Origin of the sequence: Streptomyces sp. NPDC048718, assembly GCF_043198875.1 — a bacterium.
GTDB lineage: Bacteria > Actinomycetota > Actinomycetes > Streptomycetales > Streptomycetaceae > Streptomyces.
This window is the reverse complement of the sequence record NZ_JBICVG010000009.1, coordinates 57908-72134: the sequence shown is the minus strand read 5'-3', so window position 1 is coordinate 72134 and position 14227 is coordinate 57908. Positions and strand designations below refer to the sequence as shown.

The 14227-nt window shown below is 72.6% G+C and carries 10 protein-coding genes; 9 read left to right on the top strand and 1 reads right to left on the bottom strand.

Going from position 1 to position 14227, the window contains the following annotated elements; all coding sequences use genetic code 11:
- The first annotated feature begins 214 nt into the window (after positions 1–214).
- From rsmI to ACGFRB_RS18655, 8 genes are all read left to right on the top strand, one after another.
- Complete coding sequence (rsmI, locus tag ACGFRB_RS18690) at positions 215–1093, top strand: 16S rRNA (cytidine(1402)-2'-O)-methyltransferase (RefSeq protein WP_393244256.1); 879 nt, start codon at positions 215–217, stop codon at positions 1091–1093.
- 214 nt (positions 1094–1307) lie between these two features.
- Entirely contained in the window at positions 1308–1745 is a 438-nt protein-coding gene (locus ACGFRB_RS18685) for a hypothetical protein (protein ID WP_363003038.1), read from the top strand.
- A gap of 156 nt (positions 1746–1901) precedes the next feature.
- Entirely contained in the window at positions 1902–2771 is an 870-nt protein-coding gene (locus tag ACGFRB_RS18680) for a TatD family hydrolase (protein WP_393244254.1), read from the top strand.
- 137 nt (positions 2772–2908) lie between these two features.
- Positions 2909–4057, top strand: a complete 1149-nt coding sequence (locus tag ACGFRB_RS18675) for a ubiquitin-like domain-containing protein (RefSeq protein ID WP_393244252.1) — start codon at positions 2909–2911, stop codon at positions 4055–4057.
- Positions 4058–4500: 443 nt separating this feature from the next.
- Positions 4501–5406, top strand: coding sequence for a 16S rRNA (adenine(1518)-N(6)/adenine(1519)-N(6))-dimethyltransferase RsmA (rsmA, locus tag ACGFRB_RS18670; protein WP_393244250.1), 906 nt, complete (start codon positions 4501–4503; stop codon positions 5404–5406).
- Positions 5403–6302, top strand: coding sequence for a 4-(cytidine 5'-diphospho)-2-C-methyl-D-erythritol kinase (locus tag ACGFRB_RS18665; protein ID WP_393244248.1), 900 nt, complete (start codon positions 5403–5405; stop codon positions 6300–6302). The genes rsmA and ACGFRB_RS18665 overlap by 4 nt, the downstream gene beginning before the upstream one ends.
- A 238-nt stretch (positions 6303–6540) precedes the next feature.
- Positions 6541–10008 (top strand): hypothetical protein, encoded by a 3468-nt coding sequence (locus tag ACGFRB_RS18660; RefSeq protein WP_393244246.1) that lies wholly within the window; start codon positions 6541–6543, stop codon positions 10006–10008.
- 212 nt (positions 10009–10220) lie between these two features.
- Positions 10221–11522 (top strand): acyltransferase, encoded by a 1302-nt coding sequence (locus ACGFRB_RS18655; protein ID WP_393244244.1) that lies wholly within the window; start codon positions 10221–10223, stop codon positions 11520–11522.
- Here ACGFRB_RS18655 and ACGFRB_RS18650 read toward each other — a convergent pair.
- A complete protein-coding gene (locus ACGFRB_RS18650; protein ID WP_393244243.1) occupies positions 11519–12049 on the bottom strand; it encodes a Uma2 family endonuclease in 531 nt (176 codons plus the stop codon). The genes ACGFRB_RS18655 and ACGFRB_RS18650 overlap by 4 nt on opposite strands.
- A gap of 270 nt (positions 12050–12319) precedes the next feature.
- Here ACGFRB_RS18650 and ACGFRB_RS18645 point away from each other — a divergent pair, with 270 nt between their 5' ends.
- Complete coding sequence (locus ACGFRB_RS18645; RefSeq protein WP_393244241.1) at positions 12320–14146, top strand: ABC-F family ATP-binding cassette domain-containing protein; 1827 nt, start codon at positions 12320–12322, stop codon at positions 14144–14146.
- The last annotated feature ends 81 nt before the right edge of the window (positions 14147–14227 follow it).

Genomic DNA, 14227 nt, shown 5'->3' with positions numbered 1-14227 from the left:
ACGAGCCGGATCCCGCGCGGGGCCGTCCGGCGCGGCCCGGCGGCGGTGCCCGGGCCGGCTTTGCGGCGGCTCCCGGGCCGGCCCGGGAGGAGCCCGGACTGGACCGCTCGGAGCGGCCGGGAAGCCCCCCGGGAAGCGCCCGGGCAGCGGCCGGATCGGCCCGGGGAGCGGCCGGACTGGGAGGAACGGGGCCCGGGCTGGGAGGATGGCCCGTGTGACTGGAACGCTCGTACTCGCAGGGACCCCCATCGGCGACATCGCGGACGCCCCGCCCCGTCTCGCCACCGAGCTGGCGCGCGCGGACATCGTGGCCGCCGAGGACACCCGCAGGCTGCGCGGCCTGACCCGGGCCCTCGGCGTGCACACCGAGGGCCGTGTCGTGTCGTACTTCGAGGGCAACGAGTCCGCCCGTACGCCCGAACTCGTCGAGGCGCTGGCCGGCGGGGCCCGGGTGCTCCTCGTCACGGACGCCGGGATGCCGTCCGTGTCCGACCCCGGCTACCGCCTGGTCGCGGCCGCCGTCGAGCAGGACATCAAGGTCACCGCCGTCCCCGGCCCGTCCGCCGTGCTCACGGCGCTCGCGCTGTCCGGTCTGCCCGTGGACCGCTTCTGCTTCGAGGGCTTCCTGCCCCGCAAGGCGGGCGAGCGGCTGTCCCGGCTCCGTGAGGTCGCCGCCGAGCGCCGCACCCTCGTCTACTTCGAGGCCCCGCACCGCCTCGACGACACCCTCGACGCGATGGCCGAGGTCTTCGGTACCGACCGGCGGGCGGCCGTCTGCCGTGAGCTGACCAAGACGTACGAGGAGGTCAAGCGCGGCCCGCTGGGCGAGCTGGCGGTCTGGGCGAAGGACGGCGTGCGGGGCGAGATCACCGTCGTCGTCGAGGGCGCCCCGGAAGCCGCTCCGGCCGAGCTGGACGCCGACGAGCTGGTGCGCCGGGTGCGGGTGCGCGAGGAGGCGGGCGAGCGCCGCAAGGAGGCCATCGCGGCGGTGGCCGCCGAGGCGGGCCTGCCCAAGCGCGAGGTCTTCGACGCCGTCGTCGCCGCGAAGAACGCCGACGCGAAGAGCGGCGCGGGGAAGAACGGCGTCGCGTAGCACGTCCCGCCCCGGGAGGGGACCGCGGCTGACCGTCCGCCACGGGCCCCGAGGACGGTAAAGGGATAACCTGAAAAGCAAAGCGGTGCCCCGGCGGATAGGCCGGGCGAGGGGCCTTTTGGCAAGGAAACGCCAAAGCGCGTCCATGGTTGTTCCGGCGCTGATGCGTTCCGACTCGAAAAGGCGTCCACTGGATCAGTGGAGAGGAGCTGGAATGAGTGAGATCACCGGCACCGGAACGCCCGTCGCCCACGAGGCCTACGCCTTCGCCTGCATGCGATGTGGTTACGGATGGGAGCAGGCGTACGTCATCGAGCACCACGTCGACGCCCGCGGACACGCGTATGTCGTCTACAAGGCCGACGGAGAGCGGGTCCCTTCCCCGCTTTCGAAGCCGACCTGCATGAACTGCGGAAGCCACGTCGTGCGCATCATGCGCTCGGGGCAGGTGTCCTCGGTCCTCGACCTGATGGCCCCGCGTGAGCGCCACCACCGCGGCGCCCACGCCGCCCGCCCGGTGGGTCCGGCCGGCCCCATCGGCCAGGAACTGACCGCGGACGACACGGACACCACGGCGAGCGCCGACCGCCCGCCGGTGCCGCACCACTGGCACCTGTCCGACCTGCTCCACCCCTTCCGGTCCCGCCGGTAACCCCTCGTTCCGGCCCGCCACCTCCCTCGCCCCTCTCTCCTCGTTCGAGCGGGAGGGGTGTGGGGCGGTGCGTGCGGGACGACCGGAAGCGGGTGACCGGGGGACAGGTGACCGGGGGACAGGGGGCGGGGGTACGTCCTCACTTACGATCACCCCATGACCGCCAAGGACGCCCCGCCTCCCCTGCCCGAGCCCCTTCTCGTCCCCGTCGCGGACTCGCACACCCACCTCGACATGCAGTCCGGCACCGTCGAGGAGGCCCTGACCAAGGCCGCCGCCGTCGGCGTCACGACCGTCGTCCAGGTCGGCTGCGACATCAAGGGCTCGCAGTGGGCCGCCGAGACCGCCGCCGTGCACGAGAACGTGTACGCCGCCGTCGCCCTGCACCCCAACGAGGCCCCCCGGATCGTCCTGGGGGACCCGGACGGCTGGTCGCGCCAGGGCGCCCGCGAGGCGGGCGGCGACGCCGCCCTGGACGACGCGCTCACGGAGATCGAGCGGCTGGCCGCTCTCCCGTACGTGCGGGCCGTCGGCGAGACCGGGCTCGACTACTTCCGTACGGGCCCCGAGGGCATGGCCGCGCAGGAGCGTTCCTTCCGCGCCCACATCGAGATCGCGAAGCGGCAGGGCAAGGCGCTGGTCATCCACGACCGCGAGGCCCACGCCGACGTGCTGCGCGTCCTCGACGAGGAGGGCGCTCCCGAGCGGACAGTCTTCCACTGCTACTCCGGCGACGCCGAGATGGCGGAGATCTGCGCGGCGAAGGGCTACTACATGTCGTTCGCCGGCAACGTCACCTTCAAGAACGCCCAGCCGCTGCGCGACGCGCTCGCCGTCGTCCCGCTGGACCGCGTCCTCGTCGAGACTGACGCCCCCTTCCTGACCCCCGCGCCCTACCGGGGCCGCCCGAACGCCCCGTACCTGATCCCGGTGACCGTCCGCGCGATGGCGGCGGTGCGCGGGATCGCGGAGGAAGAGCTGGCGGAGGCACTCGCGGTGAACACGGCGCGCGCGTTCGACTACTGACGGGCGCCGGTGGCGCTGCCGCCGGGCACTCACCGGACCCCGGTGACGCCGGCTCACATCACCACCGCATAACGATCGCGTGGAGTAGCCGCGCCGTCATCGAGCGCGACCGGCGCCGGGGCTAGGGTCCCGGCCTCGTGAGCACTCGATCCGGCGCGGGCACCGGCCGCCGCCGCAAGGCGCCCCCGCCCGCCGCCGACGGACTGCGCCGCGCCGTCCCGCAGGCCCTCGTCGTCGCCTGCCTCGCCGGCGGCACCAGCGCGTTCGTCGCCCACGACAAGACCGTCCAACTCTCCGTCGACGGCGTCCCGCGCACCCTGCACACCTTCGCCGGCGACATCGGCGAACTCCTCGCCGAACAGGGCCTTCACGCCGGCGCGCACGACATCGTCGCCCCCGCGCCCGGCGCCGCCCTCTTCGACGGCGACGAGGTCGCCGTCCGCTACGGCCGCCCCGTCACCCTCACCCTCGACGGACAGCGCCGCCAGGTGTGGACCACCGCCCCCACCGTCGACGGCGCCCTGCGCCAGCTCGGCGTCCGCGCCGAAGGCGCCTACCTGTCGGTGTCCCGCTCCGCGCCCATCTCCCGCCGGGGCCTCGCGCTCGACGTCCGCACCGAGCGCACCGTCACCTTCCTCGCGGACGGCCGCGAGCGGACCATCCGCACCAACGCGGCCACCGTCCGCGAAGCCGTCGACGAAGCCGGGATCGTCCTCACCGGCCACGACACCACCTCCGTACCGCCCGGCTCCTTCCCCCGCGACGGCCAGACCGTCAGCGTTCTGCGGATCACCGGCCGCGAGGAGATCCGCGAGGAACCCGTGCCGTTCGCCGTCGAACGGACCCGCGACCCCGCGCTCTTCGCCGGGACCGAAGTCGTCGAACGCCAAGGCGTGCCGGGCGTACGACGGGTCACGTACGCCGTGCGCACCGTCAACGGCGTCCGGGAGAAACCCCGCCCCACCGGTGAGGAGACCGTCCGCGAACCCGTCTCCGAACGGATCCGCGTCGGCACCCGCCCGCTGCCCGGCTCCGTCGCCGGAGCGGACGGGCTGAACTGGGGCGCGCTCGCCGCGTGCGAGTCGGGAGGGCGGGCCGACGCGGTGGATCCGTCCGGGACGTACGGGGGGCTGTACCAGTTCGACGCGGGGACGTGGCGGGCGCTCGGGGGGACGGGGGTGGCGCAGAACGCGCCGGCGGCGGAGCAGACGTACCGGGCGAAGCGGTTGTACGTGAGCAGGGGGGCGGCGCCGTGGCCGCATTGCGGGTCGCGGTTGTTCGGGTAGGGCGCTGCGCTGTGCGCGTGGGGGTGGCGGGGCGTGGGGGCGCGGTCGGGGTGCGGGGCGCTGCGCTGGGGTTCGTGGTGGGGGCGCGGGGGCCGGTCCGGGGGTCGCGTTCTGCACTGCATGATTTACGGCGCGGTCGCCTTTGTAGTGCGTGAAGCGCTGCTGTTTCCGCGCCACAAATCACGCTTTACGTTCCGAACACGACCCCCTCCCCGGCCCCCGCTCCCGTCCGCGTCGTGGCGCACCGCCCCGCACCCCTCCCGCTTGGGTGGGGTGGGAGGTGGGTGGGGGTGCGCGTGGTGGGTCCGCCTTCGGCTGTGGGGGAGGGGTGGGGTGGGGAGAGAAAGACGGGGGAGGGAAAGAAGGGCGATCTCGGGGGGTACGGGAGCGTCCTCGTGGGCTCCGCGCCGCGGGTCCGTGCCGACAGGCCCTACGCTGTACCGGTGAGCACCACCACCGGCCCCGACAGCCCCGACGCCCTCCTCGGCCCCGCCGACATCCGTGAGCTGGCCGCCGCCCTCGGCGTCCGGCCCACGAAGCAGAAGGGCCAGAATTTCGTCATCGACGCCAACACCGTGCGGCGGATCGTCCGCACGGCCGAGGTGCGGCCCGACGACGTGGTGGTGGAGGTGGGCCCCGGGCTCGGCTCCCTCACCCTCGCGCTGCTGGAGGCCGCGGACCGGGTGACGGCCGTCGAGATCGACGACATCCTCGCCGCCGCCCTGCCCGCCACGATCGCGGCGCGCATGCCGGAGCGCGAGGACCGTTTCGCGCTGGTCCACTCCGACGCGATGCTGGTCCGGGAGCTGCCCGGGCCCGCGCCGACCGCGCTCGTGGCCAACCTGCCGTACAACGTCGCCGTGCCGGTCCTGCTGCACATGCTGGACCGTTTCCCGACCATCGAGCGCACCCTCGTCATGGTGCAGGCCGAGGTCGCCGACCGGCTGGCCGCGAAGCCCGGCAACAAGGTGTACGGCGTGCCGTCGGTGAAGGCCAACTGGTACGCGGAGGTCAAGCGGGCCGGTTCCATCGGCCGTAACGTCTTCTGGCCCGCGCCCAACGTCGACTCGGGTCTGGTCTCCCTGGTGCGACGCGCCGAGCCGGTCGCCACCACCGCCTCGAAGCGCGAGGTCTTCGCCGTCGTCGACGCCGCGTTCGCGCAGCGCCGCAAGACGCTGCGGGCCGCGCTCGCGACCTGGGCGGGGTCGCCCGCCGCCGCCGAGGAGGCCCTGGTCGCGGCCGGGATCTCGCCGCAGGCGCGGGGCGAGGCGCTGACGGTCGAGGAGTTCGCCCGGATCGCCGAGAACAAGCCCGCGCAGGAGATGCGGGAGAAGGAAGCCACGGCATGAGCGGCGGCGTCACCGTACGGGTCCCGGCCAAGGTCAACGTCCAGCTCGCGGTCGGCGCCGCGCGCCCCGACGGGTTCCACGACCTCGCCAATGTCTTTCTCGCCGTCTCCCTGTACGACGAGGTGACGGCGACGCCCGCCGACACGCTGACGGTCACCTGCGCCGGCCCCGACGCCGACAAGGTGCCGCTGGACCGTACGAACCTGGCCGCGCGGGCCGCCGAGCTGCTCGCCGCCCGCCACGGGATCTCCCCGGACGTGCGGCTGCACATCGCGAAGGACATCCCGGTCGCCGGCGGCATGGCCGGCGGCAGCGCCGATGGCGCGGGCGCGCTGCTCGCGTGTGACGCCCTGTGGGGTCTGTCCACGCCGCGCGCCGAGCTGCTTGAAATCTGCGCCGAGCTGGGCAGTGACGTGCCGTTCAGTCTGGTCGGCGGCGCGGCGCTCGGCGTCGGGCGGGGCGAGCGGCTGACGGAGCTTGCCGTCGGCGGCGACTTCCACTGGGTGTTCGCGGTCGCCGACGGTGGTCTGTCCACCCCGGCGGTATACGGCGAGTTCGACCGCCTCGCCGAGGGCGTCGACGTGCCGGAGCCGGCCGCCTCGGCGGTCCTGCTCGACGCGCTGCGCACCGGCGACACCGCCGCGCTCGCGGGCGCTCTCGCCAACGACCTCCAGCCCGCCGCCCTGTCGCTGCGCCCCTCGCTCGCCGCGACGCTCGCGGCCGGCACCGAGGCGGGCGCGCTGGCGTCGCTGGTGTCCGGTTCGGGGCCGACCACCGCGTTCCTGGTGAAGGACGCGGACGCCGCCGCCGTGGTCGCCGACGCGCTGATCGCCTCGGGTACCTGCCGTACGGCACGAGTGGCGACCTCCCCGGCGGCCGGAGCCACCGTCCTCTAGAAGCCTTTTTCTTCGGCGGTCGGGTGGGGGGGTTTCGGGTCCCCTCCGGCAGCCGGGGGTACGGTTCTCCGACCCCCGGCCCCCGGCGTCGAGACCGGGTCACGACCCCTCAGAAACTCCTCGCCGCCCCGCCCGGGCCATGAGCGTTACGGCACTCGGCTCCAATGCGGCAGTCTTTGGGGGTACGTGGCTATTTGTCAGGTAGTCACATTTATGTCGCGACTGTCTGATGCGATGTATGAGGAAAAGACGACCCCCTTCCGCGCCCGGCCGGCCCACACCGCCCGGGCGCGCCTCCCGCTTCGCCGCGTTGGCCCTGGCCCTCGTGGTCGGCGCGGGAACGCCCCTCGCGCTGACCGGCACCGCCGGCGCCGAGCCGAAGCCCCAGCCGAAGCCGGGGGCGAGTGCCGCGCCCAAGCCCCAGCCCAAGCCCCGGGCCGTCGGCTCGCCGCTGCTCAACGAGACGTTCACCGGGGTCACGGCTCCGGAGTTCACCGGCGTGGGGCCGGCGTGTCTCACCGGAGCGCCGACCGCCCCCGCGCCGCCGTCCTCCGGTCACCCGCTGGGCGGCTGCCCGGCGGCCGAAGTCGGTCCGGTGCCGCCGCTCAACGCCGCGCCCGACGGCTTCCTCCGGCTGACCGACGCCAGCCACTTCCAGAGCGCGGCCGTCCTCTACAACCACGCCATCCCCGCCGGGCACGGTCTGGACGTCTCCTTCGACCAGTACCAGTACGGCAGCACGACCCCGGCCCGCCCCGCCGACGGGATCTCCTTCTTCCTGGTCGACGGCGCCGCCTCGCTGACCCACCCCGGGGCCTTCGGCGGCAGCCTCGGCTATGCCCAGCTCCGCGAGGGCAACAACCCGTCGCTTCCCATGCAGCCGGGCGTCGACCACGGCTACCTCGGCGTGGGTCTCGACGTCTACGGCAACTACTTCGGCGACGGCGAGGCGCGCGGCAACGGCTGCGAGCGGCGCTCGCCCACCTTCGAGGCATGGCCGCCGCCGGCCCCCAACATGATCACCCTGCGCGGTCCGGGCAACGGTGGCATCGGCTACTGCTTCATGACCGCCACGACGAACAACTTCACCACCACCCCGCCGTGGCCGTCGACCCTGCCGGGACAGCTCCAGGGGCCGACGACCGTGATCCCGGCGGGCTCCACCCCCGCCGAGGCGGCGGCGATCCTGGAGGCCGACCGGCGCCGGGTGAACGTGCACATCACCGCCGGGGCCAACCCCCAGCTCACCGTGTCCGTCGACTTCAACGACGGCAACGGCCCGCAGCAGGTGCTGTCCACCCCCGCGCCGACGCCCCTCCCTCTGACGTACAAGTTCGGCTTCGCGTCCTCGACCGGCGCGAACACCGACGTGCACCTCATCCGCAACGTGGTCGTCACCACCGCCGAGGAACTCCCCGAGCTGAACCTCGTCAAGCAGGCCAGGCTGCCGCTGCCCGGCGACCTGGGCGTGGGCTCGCAGGTGCCGTACGACTTCGTCGTGACCAACTCGGGGACGACTCCGATCAACGACCTGGTCGTCACCGACCCGAAGATCGGCCCGGTGGTCTGTCCCACGACGGATCTCGCGGTCGGACAGACCATCACCTGTTCCGGCACGTACACCGTGACCGCCGCCGACGTGGCCGCCGGCGCCATCCTCAACACCGCCATCGCGTCGGGTACGTCGGACGGTGAACCGGTCGAGTCGCCACCCTCCTCGGAACGGGTGCCGCTCCGGCGGCCTCCCGGCATCGAGATCGAGAAGAACGTGGACACCCCCGGGCCCTACTCGGTCGGGCAGACGGTCACCTACCGCTACACCGTCCGCAACGTCGGTGGCACGGAACTGACCAACGTGATGGTCCACGACGACAAGGTCACCGGCATCACCTGCGAGTCGACCACACTGGCCCCCGCCGAGGAGCCGGGTGACACGACCACCTGTACCGGCACCTACGTGATCACCAGCGGGGACGGCGCGGCAGGCTCCGTCACCAACACCGTCACGGCGACGGGTTCCTCGGACGGGAACACGATCACCTCTCCCGAGACCGAGGTGACCCTGCCGATCGGGGCACCTCACATCACCATCGCGAAGTCGGTGACGTCGACCGGCCCGTACCAGGTGGGGTCGCGGGTCGACTACTCGTACACCGTCACCAACACCGGCACCACGAACCTCACCAGCGTGCGGGTGCTGGACGATCACGCCGCCTCCGTCAGCTGCGCGGCGACGACGCTCGCGCCGGGTGCCTCCACCACCTGCACCGGGTCGTACACGATCACCCAGGCCGACATCGACCAGTGCCGACAGGCCGGCACCACGGACTGCGTCATCACCAACGTGGCCCAGGCCGGCGGCACCAGCCCGCAGGGTGAGGAGATCGTCAGCGAGCCCGACGAGGCCAGCGTCGGCATCTCCCTCGCCGAGCCGCACATCACCGTGAACAAGCGGGTGACCTCGACCGGCCCGTATCAGGTCGGGTCGACGGTCACGTACGGCTACACCGTCACCAACACCGGCAACGTCCAGCTGACCAACGTGCAGGTGAGCGACGACAAGGTCGCCTCGATCACCTGTGCGGCGACCACGCTGGCGCCCGGGGCCTCCACGGAGTGCACCGGTACGCACGCCATCACCCAGGCCGACGCCGACGCGTGCGGTACCACCCGGCCGTGCGTGCTCACCAACGTGGCGCGGGCCAACGGCACGGACCCGTCGGGCGACTCGGTCGTCAGCGAGCCCGACCAGGCCAGTGTGGAGATCCTCATCGGGGAGCCGGGCATCTCCCTGAACAAGCAGGTCGTCTCGGAAGGGCCGTTCCAGGTCGGATCGACGGTCGACTACCTCTACACCGTCACCAACACCGGCACCGCACCGCTGCACAACGTGCGGGTGAGCGACGACCGGATCCAGCACGCCGTCTGCGACGAGACCGATCTGGACCCCGGCGCCTCCACCTATTGCCACGGCACGTACACGATCACCCAGGCCGACATCGACGCGTGCAAGGCGGCCGGCGCGACCACCAGCTGTGTCATCACCAACGTGGCCCGGGCGACCGGTACCGACCCGCGCGGCGAGGACGCCACGAGCGAGCCCGGCGAGGCCAGCGTCACCGTTCCGATCGGCCAGGGCGGTCTCACCGTCACCAAGCGGGTCGTCTCGCGCGGACCGTTCCACGTCGGTTCGGAGGTCGAGTACGGCTACACCGTCACCAACTCCGGCACCGCGCCCCTTGAGGACGTACGGGTGAGTGACGACCTGATCTCCGAGGTCACCTGCGAGTCGACGACGCTCGCGCCGGGCGCCTCCACCACCTGCACCGGGACGTACACCGTCACCGAGGAATCCCTCGACAGGTGCGCCGACCGGGGCAAGGACGCCAAGGGTGCCAAGGAAGCCAAGGGCACCAAGGAGACCAAGGGCGGCAAGGGCGGCAAGGGCGGCAAGGGCGGTGGCCACGGCAAGGAGTGCGTGATCACCAACGTGGCCCGGGCGACCGGCACGGACCCGGAGGGCCACGAGATCACCAGCCCGCCGGCCGAGGCCCACATCACCGTCCTGGTGAAGAAGCCCTGCGAGTACGGCGACGACTACGGCGACTGCCACGACTACGGCGACGGCGAGCGCAAGGACGAGCAGAAGGCCGAGCCCAAGGGCAAGGGCGGCCAGGGGAAGGAGAAGAGCACCGCCGGGCACTGAGATCGGTTGAGGCCGGTTGAGGCCGGTTGAGATCGATTGAAGTCGATTGATCTCGGCCGAGACCGGCAGCCGCTCGGACAGACCTCCGGCGCCGTCCCGCAAGGGGCGGCGCCGGAGGCGTTTTCCGTGTACACCCACCCCGCTCGTACTCATGCGCGAGATGAGTACGTGAGCGCTGCCCCCAAGCCCGCCCGGCCCGGCACCGTACCCCCATGGGAATCAGCGCTCGGGAACTCGCCGCCGCCACCCCGGCGTCGCGCGACCGCTATATCGACCTGCTGCGGGTGGCCTCGCTCGCCGTCGTGGTCCTCGGCCACTGGCTGATGGCCGCCGTCACCCCCGACGGGCAGGTCGGCAACCTCCTCGCCGTCGTCCCCGGCCTCCAGCTCCTGACCTGGGCCCTCCAGGTCATGCCGGTCTTCTTCTTCGTCGGCGGCTTCTCGCACGCCCTCGCCCACCGCTCACGCCCGCAGTACGCGGGCTTCCTGCGGGCCCGGCTGCGACGGCTGCTGCGTCCGACCATGGTCTTCATCGCGGTCTGGGGCGCGCTCGCGCTCGCCCTCCAGCTGTTCGCCGCCGACGGCGCCGGGCACGGCCTCGCGGGGGTGGCGCTGCGCCTGGTCACCCAGCCGCTGTGGTTCATCGGCGTCTACCTCGCCATGGTCGCCTTCACCCCGCCGCTGCTGCGACTGCACGGGCGGTACGGCTGGGGCGCCTTCGCCGGCCTCGTGCTGGGCGCGGCCCTGGTGGACGTGCTGCGGTTCGCCTTCGGTGTGCCGTACGTCGAGTTCCTGAACTTCGCCCTCGTCTGGCTCGCGATCCACCAGCTCGGCTTCCTGCGCGCCGACGGCCTGATCCGCCGCCCCGCCGTCCTCGCCGCCGCCGGTCTCGCGGGCGCGGCGTCGCTGGTGGCCCTCGGGCCGTATCCGCTGTCCATGGTCGGCATGCCGGGCGAGAAGATCTCCAACATGGCCCCGCCCACCCTGGCCCTGCTCTGCCACGGCCTGTGGCTGGTCGGCGCGGTCGAACTGCTGAGGGGCCCCGGCACCCGCCTCGCCGCCCGCGCCCGGGTCTGGCGGGCGGTCGTCGCCGCGAACGGCGTCGCGATGACCGCGTTCCTGTGGCACCTGACGGCCATGCTCGGCGTGTACGGGGCGATGCTCGCCCTCGGCGTCCGCCTCCCCGCACCCGCGACCGGCATCTGGTGGGCCCAGGTCCCGCTGCGGATCGGCGCCGCCGTCCTGCTCACCGCGCTGCTCGTCGCCGTCTTCCGCCGCTTCGAACACCCGGCCCCGCCGACCCCCTCGGACGGCACGGGCGGCCCGCTCGCGGCCCTCGGCATCACCCTCGCCCTGCTCGGCGTCCTCGGCCTGTCCATGACCGGCTTCGGCGGCCTCCTCGAAGGCCACACCGCCGCCCTGATCGCCGTCCGGGTGACCGCACCGGCGGCCGTGGCGATGGCGCTGGCGGGCTGGTTCCTGGTGGAGCGGGCGGGGCGGGCGGGGGGTGCCTAGAGCTCGTCGACGGCGGTCAGGTCGATGTCGAGAGGGAACGGCACGGCCGACTTCAGCCGGTCGCGGTGGACGCCGGTGGGGACGTAGGTCCCGGTGACCGGGTCGCGCTCGTAGACCCGTACGACCGGGCGCTCTTCCTCGCCCTCCATCTCGACCAGCCAGAAGTGCTCGATGCCGGAGGCCGCGTACTTGTGCGGCTTGGTGGTGCGGTCACGGGACTCCGAGTCCGGCGAGACGATCTCCACGGCCAGGACGACGCCGGAGACGGGGAACGAGGTCTGGTCGAGACCGCCGACGACCTCCTCGCGGACCACGACGATGTCCGGCTCGGGGGCGTTCGCGCGGTCGATGACCACGGTCATCGAGGTGTAGACCCGCACCCCGCACGGCGCGCTCGCGCGCAGCGCCTCACCAAGGAGCGAGGCCATCACGCCGTCGAAGCGGCGCCGCCGCGCCGCGAAGACCAGGCTCGCGTCGATCAGCTCGGTGTGGCGCGGAAGGCCGGGCAGCGTCATCAGGTCGTCCACCGTCCAGCCCCCGGCGGGCGGCCTCGGCCAGGAGGGCGGATCAGGCCAGGGCGGATCAGACTCCGGGGGCAGAAAGGCCGGATCCGGCTCCGTGTCCGGCTCCGCGGACGAGTGGGCCGCCGGCCCGGGCCCCGTGGTTTCTCCCATGGGGCCGATTCTCCGGAGCGGATCCCCGGGCGGCCGTCCGCTTCCGCCCGCGTCATTACAAAGAGTGAGGCATACCCCGCACCGTCTACTCTTGAACGTCTACCCATCCCGTACAGGAGTGAAATGGCCGTCAACCTGGTCAATGTCGAGTCCGTCAGCAAGGTGTACGGCACCCGTGCACTGCTGGACGGGGTGTCGCTCGGCGTCTCCGAAGGGGACCGGATCGGTGTCGTCGGGCGCAACGGCGACGGCAAGACCACCCTCATCCGGATGCTCGCCAAGCTGGAGGAGGCCGACACCGGCCGGGTCACGCACAGTGGCGGGCTGCGGCTCGGCGTGCTCACCCAGCACGACTCGCTCGACCCGAAGGCGACCATCCGCCACGAGGTGATCGGCGTGATGGCCGACCACGAGTGGGCGGGCAGCGCCAAGATCCGCGACGTGCTTACCGGGCTGTTCGGCGGGCTCGACCTGCCGGGCTTCGAGCAGGGCCTCGACACCGTCATCGGCCCGCTCTCCGGTGGCGAGCGGCGGCGCATCGCGCTCGCCAAGCTGCTCATCGAGGACCAGGACCTGGTCGTCCTCGACGAGCCCACCAACCACCTCGACGTCGAGGGCATCGCCTGGCTCGCCGAGCACCTGCGTAATCGCCGTTCCGCGCTCGTCTGCGTCACCCACGACCGCTGGTTCCTCGACCAGGTCTGCACCCGGATGTGGGATGTGCAGCGCGGTGACGTCTACGAGTACGAGGGTGGCTACTCCGACTACGTCTTCGCCCGCGCCGAGCGGGAGCGGATCGCCGCCACCGAGGAGGTCAAGCGGCAGAACCTGGTCCGCAAGGAGCTGGCCTGGCTGCGCCGCGGCGCCCCGGCCCGTACCTCCAAGCCCCGCTTCCGGATCGAGGCCGCCAACGCGCTCATCGCGGACGTGCCGGAGCCGCGCGACACCGGCGAGCTGATGAAGTTCGCGAACGCCCGCCTCGGCAAGACCGTCTTCGACCTGGAGGACGTGTCCGTCACCGCCGGTCCGAAGACCCTCCTCAAGCACCTCACCTGGCAGCTCGGCCCGGGCGACCGGATCGGTCTGGTCGGCGTCAACGGCGCCGGCAAGACCTCGCTGCTGCGCGCCCTCGCGGACGCCGCCACCTCCGAGGGCGAGCAGCAGCCCGCCGCGGGGCGGATCGTCGTCGGCAAGACGGTGCGGCTCGCGTACCTCTCGCAGGACGTCACCGAGCTCCCCGCCGAGCTGCGCGTCCTGGAGGCCGTGCAGCAGATCCGCGACCGGGTCGACCTCGGCAAGGGCCGGGAGATGACCGCCGGGCAGCTGTGCGAGCAGTTCGGCTTCGGCAAGGAGAAGCAGTGGACGCCGGTCGGCGACCTCTCCGGTGGTGAGCGGCGCCGGCTCCAGCTGCTGCGGCTCCTCATGGACGAGCCCAACGTCCTCTTCCTCGACGAGCCCACCAACGACCTCGACATCGAGACGCTGACCCAGCTGGAGGACCTGCTGGACGGCTGGCCCGGCTCGATGATCGTGATCTCCCACGACCGGTTCTTCGTGGAGCGCACCACCGACCGGGTCCTCGCGCTGCTCGGCGACCAGACGCTGCGGATGCTGCCGCGCGGGATCGACGAGTACCTGGAGCGCCGCCGCAAGATGGTCGAGCCGGCCGCCGCCCCGGCGTCCGCCCCGGCCGCTTCGGCGGGTGGCGCGGCCGGTCAGAAGCCGGGTGGTGTGTCGGCCGCCGACGCGCGTGCCGCGAAGAAGGAACTCCAGAAGGTCGAGCGCCAGATGGACAAGATCTCGGCCAAGGAGTCCGCGCTGCACACCCAAATCGCGGAGAACGCCACGGACTTCGAGAAGGTGGCCAAGCTCGACGCGGAACTGCGCGGGCTGGTGGCCGAGCGCGAGGAGCTGGAGATGCGCTGGCTGGAGCTGGCCGAGGACGCGTAGGAAGACGCGGGGTCCACTTCTCCGCGAGCCCTGTGGGCGTGGAGAAGTAGAGAAGTCGTAGAGGTCGAGTAACGACGGCAT